This window comes from Streptomyces sp. NPDC007095 (assembly GCF_040634475.1).
In the GTDB taxonomy this organism is placed as follows: Bacteria; Actinomycetota; Actinomycetes; order Streptomycetales; family Streptomycetaceae; genus Streptomyces.
The window spans coordinates 1-9,928 of the sequence record NZ_JBEYFS010000175.1 but is presented as its reverse complement, the minus strand read 5'-3'; the positions used below and the strand labels follow the sequence as shown (position 1 = coordinate 9,928).

The window sequence follows — 9,928 nt, the reverse complement described above, 5'->3', positions numbered from 1 at the left end:
AGACACCGGTCCATGCCAGGTCCTGGTGCGTGCCAGACACCGGTCCATACCGTCACTGCGCGGTGTCGGTCCGGCCCGGGTCGTTGGGGTGGGACTCGAGCGCGGTGACGTTGAGGCTCATCCAGGGGCGCAGCGGCAGTGTGCCGAGCACCTTCTCGTGGAGCTCGTCCTCGTCACCGGCACACCAGATGCCGATGCTGCGCAGCTCGCCGACCGGACGCCACAGCCGTGCCAGGTTGCCGGTGGCGGCCAGTTCCCGGGCACGGACCGCCTCGGCGGCGCGCCGCCGGTCGACCTCGTCCTGAGTGGTGCCCTCGGGGATCGTGGTGGTGATCTCGACCAGGAACTCTCGCATCGTCCTGCTCCGCTCGATGGGGCGTCCGGCGGCACCGGAACGCCGTGTGGGGTGATGGTGGCCGGCCGAAGGTCCGCTGAGGTCGTCCGGCGTCGGGCTTCCATGAGCTCCATCGTCCGCCTGCCACCAGGGCGATGCCACGACAGGCTTCCTCCCTGCTGGGAGGCGCGGCCTCGCACCGACGTAGCATGACCAGCGTGGAGTTGCGCCAACTGCGGTATTTCGTCGCCGTCGCCGAGGAGCTGAACTTCGGCCGGGCCGCCGAGCGCCTGCTGATCGCGGGCCCCTCTCTGTCCCAGCAGATCAAGGCGCTCGAACGCGACCTGGGCGTGCGGTTGTTCGATCGCGATCGTCGCTCGGTGTCCCTCACCGCGGCCGGCTCGGCCCTGCTCCCCCACACGCGCGCCCTGCTCGAGCGGGCCGAGGACCTCCAGCGGCGGGCCGGTCGACTGTCCGGATCGGAACCGGTACGGCTCGGCTACGTCAACTGGCTCCCGTCGGACCTCGCCGCCCGTACCGCCACCGTGGCCCAACTCCACCTCGACGCATGGGTCGCGCCCTCGCACACCCAGGCCGCCCGGGTCGCCGCGGGCGGTCTGGACCTCGCGGTGTGCTGGGTGCGGACCGAGGACCTGGAAGAACGCGGCCTGCGTGCCCGGCTCATCGGCGCCGACCGGCTCTACGCCGTCGCAGGCGGCGACGACACGAGCGACGTGGCCGCCCGGGACACCGCCGTCCTCCTCGACGACGACACCACCTCCTGGTCGTCCTGGAACGTCTACGCCGAAGAACTGGCCCAGGACACCGGGGCCCGCGCGGTACGCATCTCCAACGGCGGCATCACCGGACCGGCGTTCTTCGATCACGTCCGTCGCTGCAGCCGCCCGGTGATCAACTCTCCCAAGGGCCAGACCACCCCGCTGCCGCCCGATCTGGTCCAGCGCCCGGTCACCGCGCCGGAGATCTACTGGACCTGGTCGCTGGTCTGGCGCGAGAGCGAGGACCGCCCGGCCGTCCTCGCCGTCGTCGACGCCCTCTGCGACGGCGTGGGCGACCTCGGCATCCGCACCCCGGGCGCCTGGCTGCCGGTCGGGGATCCGCACCGGTAGGGGCACCGGCCCACTGACCTGGAGTGGGAGGCCGCGCCTACCAGCAGGGAGGATTTCGGTCCCGACCAGACCCCTGCCGACCTTTGACTTCTCCTCTCCACCCCGCCTAACTTCCAAATAGTCGACCGGTCGGCTAGTAGCGAATCAGCGATCGGTCAGGAAGCCCCGCTTCATCGCGGAATCACGGAATCACGGAACTCGGAGAAGATCACCATGAGCTCTCAGAACCAGAAGGTCGCCGTCGTCACCGGAGCCTCGCAGGGCATCGGCGCGGGCCTCGTCGACGCCTACCGCAAGCTCGGGTACGCCGTCGTCGCCACCTCGCGCACGATCGCTCCCGCCGACGACGCGGGCATCGTGACCGTTCAGGGTGACATCGCCGACCCCGCCACCGCGGAACGCGTCATCGCGGCAGGCGTCGAGCGGTTCGGCCGTATCGACACCCTGGTCAACAACGCCGGCGTCTTCGTCGCCAAGCCCTTCGGCGACTACACCCAGGACGACTACGCCACCGTGACCGGCGTGAACCTCGACGGCTTTTTCCGCATCACCCAGCTGGCCGTCGAGCACATGCTCGCCCAGGGCGGCGGCCACATCGTCAACGTCACCACCAGCCTGGTCGACAACGCCGACTCCAACGTGCCCTCCGTACTCGCCTCGTTGACCAAGGGCGGCCTCCAGTCCGCCACCAAGTCCCTCGCCATCGAGTACGCCACGCGCGGCATCCGCGCCAACGCCGTTTCGCCGGGCACCATAAAGACCCCGATGCACGCCGAGGAAACCCACGAGGCCCTCGCCGGGCTGCACCCGGTCGGCCGGATGGGCGAGACGAGCGACATCGTCGATGCCGTGATCTACCTGGAGAACGCCCCGTTCGTCACCGGCGAGATCCTCCACGTCGACGGCGGTATGAGCGCCGGTCACTGACGGAACACGACAAGGGAAGAATCCTGATGAACAGCACGACGGACAGCGACTCGGAAGCGATCCTGCGCGGCGTCCTCGACCAGTGGAAGGCCGCCGTCGACGGGCACGAGCCGGACCAGGTCGCCGCCCGGTTCACCGAGGACGCGATCTTCCAGGGGCTGCACCCTTACAGCGCCGGAAGGCCGGGCGTCGCGGCGTACTACGCCTCCCAGCCCATCGGCATGGCCGCCGCGTACCGGATTCTCGAGACCAGACGCCTCACCGACGACCTCGTACTCGGTTATCTGAGCGTCGACTTCTCCTTCACCGACCGCCCCACCCTCAACGTCAAACTCGGCGTACTGGTGCGACGCGTGGGGGAGTCCTGGTACATCAACCACTACCAGGTGTCACGGCTCGAGTAGCCCGGCTCCCTTACAGGGACTTCACCCAAGCCGCGGTGTCCCCGGGGCGGCCGAAGCGAAGCGTGTCGAGGGGCGCGAAGCGGGGGTCGCCGGTGCGGCGGGTGATCTCGCGGCGCCGGTTCGCGTGCTGGGACCAGGCCCACCGGACGGGGTGTTCCCGGCTCAGCCAGCCGGTCCAGGTCTCCCTGTTGCCGCCGAACAGCGGCTCGCGCGTGACGGTGCGGCGGACGGAACGCCGCAGGACGCGGGGCAGGACGACCCGTTTGGGATAGTCCAGCCATATCACCGTGTCGGCCCGGTCCCACATCAGGTCACGGACCTCCGGATAGCCGATGGAGTCGATGACCCAGCGGGGTTCGGCGGTGATCCGCAGCACGTCCTCGCTCAGCTTCTCGTTCACGGCCCACCCGGCGCCGGTGAAGTACAGCGCGTCCATCTCGTGGTACGGCAGTCCGAGGCGGCCGCTCAGGCCCCGGGCGAGCGTGGACTTACCCGCACCGGTACTGCCCACCACCAAGATCCGCCGCATCCCCGCACCCTAACCGAGCCGCACCCCACCGCGAGAAAGGGGTGGTCAGCGGACCTGCGCGGCGAACGCCTCGTACGCCGGCTCGTCGAAGAGGACGAACGTGACCTCCTCTACGGCCGTCTGCGTGGCCCGTACCGTCTCCACCGCGATCCGGGCGGCGTCGTCCATCGGCCACCCGTAGATACCGGCGGAGACGGCCGGGAAGGCGACCGTACGGGCGCCGAGTTCGTCGGCCACCTTCAGCGACTCCCGGTAGCAGGAGGCGAGGAGTTCCGAGCGGTCCTGCTCATGGCTGAAGACCGGGCCGACCGTGTGGATCACCCACCGTGCGTCCAGCTCGCCCGCGGTGGTGGCGACCGCACGGCCCGTGGGCAGGCCCTTGCCGTAGTGCGAGGCGCGGAGCTTGCGACAGTCGGCGAGGATGGCGGGGCCGCCACGTCGGTGGATGGCCCCGTCCACGCCTCCCCCGCCGAGCAGCGACGAGTTCGCCGCGTTGACGATCGCGTCGGCGCTCCGACGGGTGATGTCTCCCTGGACCAGGGTGATGGCGGTCATGACGGCCTCGGCTTCCTCATATGCGGTCTTCGATCCTCTCCGCATCGCGCTCCGGCCGCCACGCGAAAACCGATGGTCAGACGACCACTCCGTCGATCTCGAAGGTCTGCACGGACGCGGCGGAGAAGGCCGCCGTCAGCGTCTTGCCGCTCAGATAGGTGTCCGAGTGGGCGGTGTAGAGGTCGCCGCCGCCGGAGGTGACGGTGTTCCAGCGTCGTACGAGTCCGCCGCTGCCTCCGGTGACCTGGCTGAACTTGGACAGGTCGAAGGTGAGGTTCTGCGCGGCGCCGGAGTTGACGGCCACGATGACCAGGCGCTTCGCGCTCGCGTCGTAGGCCGCTGCCGCGTATCCGACACCGGTGTCGATGATGGTCATGCCGGGGCGGATGTGCCGGCTGAACTGGGCCATCACGTAGTACTTGGTCTGGACGGTCGTCGGCTGAAGGGTGCTCTGGTCGTAGGCGATCATGGCCCAGCCGGTGCTGGGGTCCATCACCTGCCAGTAGACCCACGCGGTCGGGTGCAGCCAGCGGAAGTCCAGGCAGAGGTTGCTCGCCAGGGTGAGGCCGGTGGCGTCGGAGTCGCCCGTCTCGGAGTTCCACAGCCGCTTGCCCGCCGTGGTGACGACGTCGGTGTAGAGGAGGTCACGGCGACCGCCCGAGCCCTGGTACCCGTGCACATTGACCCGGTTGACCTGGGCTTTCGTGGTCGAGCTGAAGGAGTTCCACGTCGTGCGGGCCAAGTCGTAGCTCGTCTCGTCGGACGCGGAGACCAGCGTGCCGGTCAGACCGCGCTTGTCGAGCTCGCTGCGCAGATACGGGAGGACGGCCGCCTGCACGGTGGCGTCCATGTGGCAGCCCTCCTGGGTGCCCGTCGCCGTCCACCAGCTGGAGGAGGGCTCGTTGAACGCGTCGACGGAGCTGAAGCTCACACCCCAGTTGTTCTTCGCGTAGAGCGCCACCGCGGCCAGGTGGGAGGCGTGTTGACGGTAGTTCCAGGACTGGAGGTTGTTGCCGCCGTCGGACGCGCCGGACGGATTGTGGTTGAGGCACATCCACCACATCGGCGAGTTGGCGAACAGCTCGCTGACGGCGCCGCGTTGGGTCGCCTTGACCAGGGCCGCCCGCTGGTTGGCGTCTGCCGTCCAGTCCCAGGCGGAGGAAGTGGGGTCCTCGTTGTTCCAGTCCTGCCAGTACCCCTCGATCTGCTTGAACGCGGGGATGTTGGCGGAGGCGACCATGCTCGCGCCGCTCACGGTGTTCCAACTGGACGCGCCCAGGTTGTAGCGGGCGATGTTGAGGCCGAGGCCCGGCAGCGTCTTGCCGCCGTACGCGACGGACTTGGTGGTGAAGAAGATGTCGGCGAAGTCGTCCCGGGCGCCGAACACATTGGCCCACCAGGCGAGGGAGGTGCCCCAGCCCTCCCAACTGCCGTACTTCGTACCCGGGTTGACCCCGACGGTCGCGTCGGCCCGAGCGGTGCCCGTGGCCAGCGCACTGCCGAGCAGCGCACCACCCGCCGCGGCCAGCACCGATCTGCGCTTGATCATGTGGAAGTCTCCTGTCACGGTCATGCCACGGCCCCATCGCATGATCGGGCCGGGGCGGGACGTTGTCGAGACGCGTGACAGCGCTTTCTTCCTGTGAAACGAGGTACGGATGTGACGGCTTGCGCCGCCCCTGGTCAGGACTGGCGGCCGCCCCTGGTCAGGACTGGCGCAGGCGCCGCCACACGGCCTTCGCCGCGTTGTGCCCCGACATGCCGTGCACACCGGGGCCCGGCGGGGTGGCCGCGGAGCAGATGAAGACGGCCGGGTGCGGCGTGCTGTACGGGAACAGGGAGAGCCTGGGGCGCAGCAGGAGCTGGAGTCCGGAGGCGGCGCCGCAGCCGATGTCGCCGCCCACGTAGTTGGCGTTGCGCGCGGCGAGTTCGGGCGGGCCGGCGGTGGCGCGGGCCAGTACGCGGTCGCGGAAGCCGGGCGCGAAACGCTCCAGCTGCCGCTCGATCGCGTCCGTGAGGTCACCCGTCCAGCCGTTCGGAACGTGTCCGTACGCCCAGAAGACCTGCTTGCCCTCGGGGGCCCGGGAGGGGTCGACGACGCTGGGCTGCACCGTGATCAGGAAGGGGGCGTCCGGCGCCCGGCCCTCGCGCGAGGCCGCGCGCAGGGCGGTGGCGATCTCGGCGCGGTTCGCGCCCACCTGCACCGTCCCTGCGGTGCGTGCCTCTTCGGCCGTCCAGGGAACGGGGCCGTCCAGGGCGTAGTCGACCTTGAAGACGGCCGCCCCGTAGCGATAGTCCTCGTAGTACCGCCCGAAGCCCGCGATGCGGGACAGCGCGGCGGGTGAGGTGTCGAAGACGTAGGCGCGGGCGGGCGGCAGGTCGTCGAGACGCTTCACCTCGTAGTCGGTGTGGACGGTGCCGCCGAGGTCCTTGAGGTACGCGGTGAGCGCGTCGGAGAGGGACTGGGAGCCGCCGCGCGCGACGGGCCAGCCGCGGGCGTGCGCGGCCAGCGCGAAGACCAGGCCGACGGCGCCGGTGGCGATGCCGTCGAGCGGGGCCATGACGTGGGCGACGAGACCGGCGAACAGCGCCTGGGCCCGCTCGTCGCGGAAGCGCCGCATGAGCCAGGTCGAGGGCGGCAGCCCTGCCAGACCGAAGCGGGCGAGCGTCACCGGGTCGCGGGGCAGGGCGGTCAGTGGCAGGGACATGAAGTCGTGGGCCAGCGTGTCCCACTTGGGGAGGAAGGGGGCGACCAGTCTGCGGTACGCACCGGCGTCGCGCGGGCCGAACGAGGCCGCCGTCTCGGCCACGGAGCGGGCGAGCACCGCCGCGGTGCCGTCGGGGAACGGGTGCGCCATCGGGAGCTTCGCGTGCAGCCACTCCAAGCCGTACCGCTCCAGGGGCATCGCTCGGAAGGCGGGTGAGTTGATGCCGAGGGGGTGGGCCGCGGAACAGGGGTCGTGCCGGAAGCCCGGGAGTGTCAGCTCTTCGGTGCGGGCGCCGCCGCCCACGGTGTCCCGTGCCTCGAACACGGCTACGGAGAAGCCACGGCGGGCCAGCTCCACGGCAGCCGTCAGTCCGTTCGGCCCCGCACCCACCACGACCGCATCGAGCATCGACGGCACCTTCGGACTCCTTTGTCAGCCGACGGCCACTGGACATCAGGATATGCCGGGGGACTGACAGCCTTGATGGCGCGGGGGGTTGGGAGACCGGGAGTCGTCCGGCGGATGGGGGCTTTCGGCAAGGCATTGTTGCCCGACAGCACCGGCCATCGCCGGTGGCGGCCGACACCGGGTTCGTGGAGCCGCCCGGGGGGCGGGGCCTTCAGCGGGCGGGGGCCGGGGTCATCGGCGGGGTCTGGGGCCGCCGGGTCCGGGGCCGCCGGGTCCGGGGCCGCCGAGTCCGGGGCCGCCGAGTCCTGAGACCTGTCGGGCCTTGGCCCACCGAGTCCGGAGACCTCTCGGGCCTTGGCCCACCGAGTCCGGAGACCTCTCGGGCCTTGGCCCACCGGGGTCCGGGACCCGCCGAGGCCGGAAGGCCGCCGGGATCCGTAACCTGCCGGGGTCCAAGGGCCGCCCGGCTCCAGAACCCGCCGGGGTCGGAAGGCCTCCGGGGTCTGAGACCGCCGGGGTCCGGGGTTCTTGGGCCCGCGGTTCTTGGGCCCGCGGTTCTTGGGCCCGCGGTTCTTGGGCCCGCGGTTCTTGGGCCCGCGGTTCTTGGGCCCGCGGTTCTTGGGCCCGGGGTTCTTGGGCCCGGCACCGTTGAGTCCGGCGGCCGCCGCGTCGGAGGCGGTCACACGTCGGAGGCGGTCACGTCGGAGGCGGTCACATTTGGGGCGGTCACATTTGGGGCGGTCACATTTGGGGCGGTCGCATTTGGGGCGGTCACATCGGAGGCGGTCACGTTCGGGGCCGTAGGTCGCCCACCGGCCCCGGCCGTCGTCGGCCTCGGGCCGCTCGTGCGGCCGTCGGCGCCGTCAGGCCTCCGTCTCCCCCTCCGCCGGAGCCGTCGGGCTTCTGCCGCTGTCAGCAGCGGCAAGTTCACTCGGGGCGTCGGCGGCCAAGCGGCTGCCCCCGCGCAGCCATCGGTACCGCCGGGCTCCCGGCGCTCTGAGCGGCGGCTGGCTCACGCGGCCGTCGGCCCCTCGGGCCTCTCACTGTCCCCGGGATGGGCCGCTGCCACGCACCGCCCTCGAAACCTCAGGCGCCCCGGGACACGCGGCCACTCGCGTGGCCGTCGACCCGGTCCGCCTTCTGCCATCCGCATGACCGGCCGTCGCGCGCCGCCGTCGGTCCAGACACCCGCCCACCGCCCTCAGAACCGACAGCCTCAGGCCGCTTCCGGAACCGTCGGGCTCCCGTTGCCGTCGGCGACGGCAAGCTCGTACTTCTTGGCCCCGGCCAAGCCCATGCGGGCGTCGGTGGGGTCAGAGGCCGGCGGTCAGCAACCCCCGTACCCGTCGGGCCGTGGCCTCGTCGCGGGCCGCCGTGAAGGGGAGGGTGTTGCCTCCCGTGATGCGGAAGGGTTCGCCGGTGAGGGTCAGGTGGGCTCCGCCCGCCTCCTCGACGAGGAGCAGGCCCGCCGCGTGGTCCCAGGCCGCCTCCCAGGAGAAGGCCGTCGCGTCCAACTCACCACGGGCGACGGCCAGATATTCCAGCCCGGCCGAACCGCAGGGACGCGGCCGCACGCCCTCGGTGCGCAGTCCGAGGAGAGCGCGCTTCTGCTCGTCGGTGGTGTAGTCGGGGTGGGAGGTGGCTATCTCGAGGTCACGGCCGGGCGTGGGCGCCCCCGGGCGCAGCAGTTCGCCGTCGAGGCGGGCGCCCCGGCCGCGCACGGCGACGGCGAGCTGGTCGCGGGCCGGGGCATAGGTCCAGGACGCTTGGACGACCCCGCCCACGGCGAGCGCGACGAGCGTGCAGAAACCGGCGTCGCCGTGGACGAACTGGCGGGTGCCGTCGACCGGGTCGACGATCCAGACCGGGGCCTGTCCCTGGATCGCCTCGTACGTCGCCGGATTGGCGTGGACCGCCTCCTCGCCGACCACGACCGAGCCGGGCAGCAGCTTGGCGAGCGCCTCGGTGAGGTACTCCTCGGCCTTGCGGTCGGCGTCCGTGACCAGGTCGTGCGGGCCGCTCTTCTCGTCGACCTCGTCCGCGGTCAGCTGCCTGAAGCGCGGCATGATCTCGGCGGCGGCCGCCTGCCGGACCGCTTCTTCGACGTCGGCCGTGCGGTGCGCGAGAAACTCGTCGATGGTTTCGATGTCTTCGATCATGGCTCCATGACAACACGCGCCACTGACAATCCCCACCCCTCCGGTGTACTCCGGGCGGAATCGCCGTGAATTCCCGGAGCGTGCTGATCAGCGCCCCACCGCGTACCCCTGCATCCCCCGCGGATTCGCCGCCGCGGACAGCACACCCGTCTCCGGATCCCGGGCGACCGCGCACAGCCGGCCCTCGGACCAGGCCTCGGCGACCTGGACGTCATGGCCGCGACGGCGCAGCTCCTCGATAACCGCCTCGTCCGTGCGGGACTCGACGGTGAGGCTGCCGGGGCGCATGCCGCGCGGGTAGAACGAGCCCGGGAAGCTGTCGTTGTGCCAGTTCGGGGCGTCGATCGCGCCCTGGAGGTCGAGCCCGCCGCGTACCTCGGCGCGCAGCGCCACGGCCAGGAAGAAGTGGGTCTGCCACTGGTCCTGCTGGTCGCCGCCCGGGGTTCCGAACGCCATGACCGGGACTCCGTCGCGCAGCGCCAGCGAGGGTGTCAGCGTCGTACGGGGACGGCGGCCGGGTGTGAGGGAGTTGGGCAGCCCCTCGTCCAGCCAGGCCATCTGGAGCCGGGTGCCGAGCGGGAAGCCCAGCTCGGGGACGACCGGGTTGGACTGGAGCCAGCCGCCGCTGGGGGTGGCGGCGACCATGTTGCCCCAGCGGTCCACGACGTCGAGGTGGCAGGTGTCGCCCCGGGTGCCGCCGTCCCGGGCCACCTCGGGCTCCCCCGCGTCCCTGGCGACGGTGGGTTCGCCCGCGCCCGGCACCGCCAGCGCGTC

The 9,928-nt window shown here is 71.3% G+C and carries 10 protein-coding genes; 3 read left to right on the top strand and 7 right to left on the bottom strand.

What is annotated here, in order from left to right; genetic code table 11:
• Positions 1-52 precede the first annotated feature (52 nt).
• Positions 53-355: a muconolactone Delta-isomerase family protein gene (locus ABZ656_RS41615; protein WP_101403877.1), complete on the bottom strand. Its 303-nt coding sequence runs from the start codon at positions 353-355 to the stop codon at positions 53-55.
• Between the two features lie 188 nt (positions 356-543).
• On the opposite strand from ABZ656_RS41615, the gene ABZ656_RS41610 reads away from it, so the two are divergent.
• From ABZ656_RS41610 to ABZ656_RS41600, 3 genes are all read left to right on the top strand, one after another.
• Positions 544-1,464 (top strand): LysR family transcriptional regulator, encoded by a 921-nt coding sequence (locus tag ABZ656_RS41610; protein WP_101401759.1) that lies wholly within the window; start codon positions 544-546, stop codon positions 1,462-1,464.
• A 213-nt stretch (positions 1,465-1,677) separates the two neighbouring features.
• Positions 1,678-2,391, top strand: coding sequence for an SDR family oxidoreductase (locus tag ABZ656_RS41605; protein ID WP_101401758.1), 714 nt, complete (start codon positions 1,678-1,680; stop codon positions 2,389-2,391).
• 26 nt (positions 2,392-2,417) lie between these two features.
• Complete coding sequence (locus ABZ656_RS41600) at positions 2,418-2,795, top strand: hypothetical protein (protein ID WP_360275499.1); 378 nt, start codon at positions 2,418-2,420, stop codon at positions 2,793-2,795.
• Between the two features lie 10 nt (positions 2,796-2,805).
• Here the strand turns inward: ABZ656_RS41600 and ABZ656_RS41595 are convergent, their stop codons facing one another.
• The 6 genes from ABZ656_RS41595 to ABZ656_RS41570 form a co-directional block, all read right to left on the bottom strand.
• Entirely contained in the window at positions 2,806-3,324 is a 519-nt protein-coding gene (locus tag ABZ656_RS41595) for an adenylate kinase (protein WP_101401756.1), read from the bottom strand.
• A gap of 45 nt (positions 3,325-3,369) precedes the next feature.
• A complete protein-coding gene (locus tag ABZ656_RS41590; protein WP_101401755.1) occupies positions 3,370-3,879 on the bottom strand; it encodes an O-acetyl-ADP-ribose deacetylase in 510 nt (169 codons plus the stop codon).
• A 76-nt stretch (positions 3,880-3,955) separates the two neighbouring features.
• Positions 3,956-5,428, bottom strand: a complete 1,473-nt coding sequence (locus ABZ656_RS41585; protein ID WP_101403876.1) for a beta-1,6-galactanase — start codon at positions 5,426-5,428, stop codon at positions 3,956-3,958.
• Between the two features lie 157 nt (positions 5,429-5,585).
• Positions 5,586-6,995 (bottom strand): NAD(P)/FAD-dependent oxidoreductase, encoded by a 1,410-nt coding sequence (locus ABZ656_RS41580; RefSeq protein ID WP_101401754.1) that lies wholly within the window; start codon positions 6,993-6,995, stop codon positions 5,586-5,588.
• Positions 6,996-8,308: 1,313 nt separating this feature from the next.
• Entirely contained in the window at positions 8,309-9,154 is an 846-nt protein-coding gene (locus tag ABZ656_RS41575) for an inositol monophosphatase family protein (RefSeq protein WP_101401753.1), read from the bottom strand.
• Between the two features lie 87 nt (positions 9,155-9,241).
• Positions 9,242-9,928: gamma-glutamyltransferase (locus tag ABZ656_RS41570; RefSeq protein WP_360275494.1), on the bottom strand; the 687-nt coding region annotated here is incomplete at its 5' end.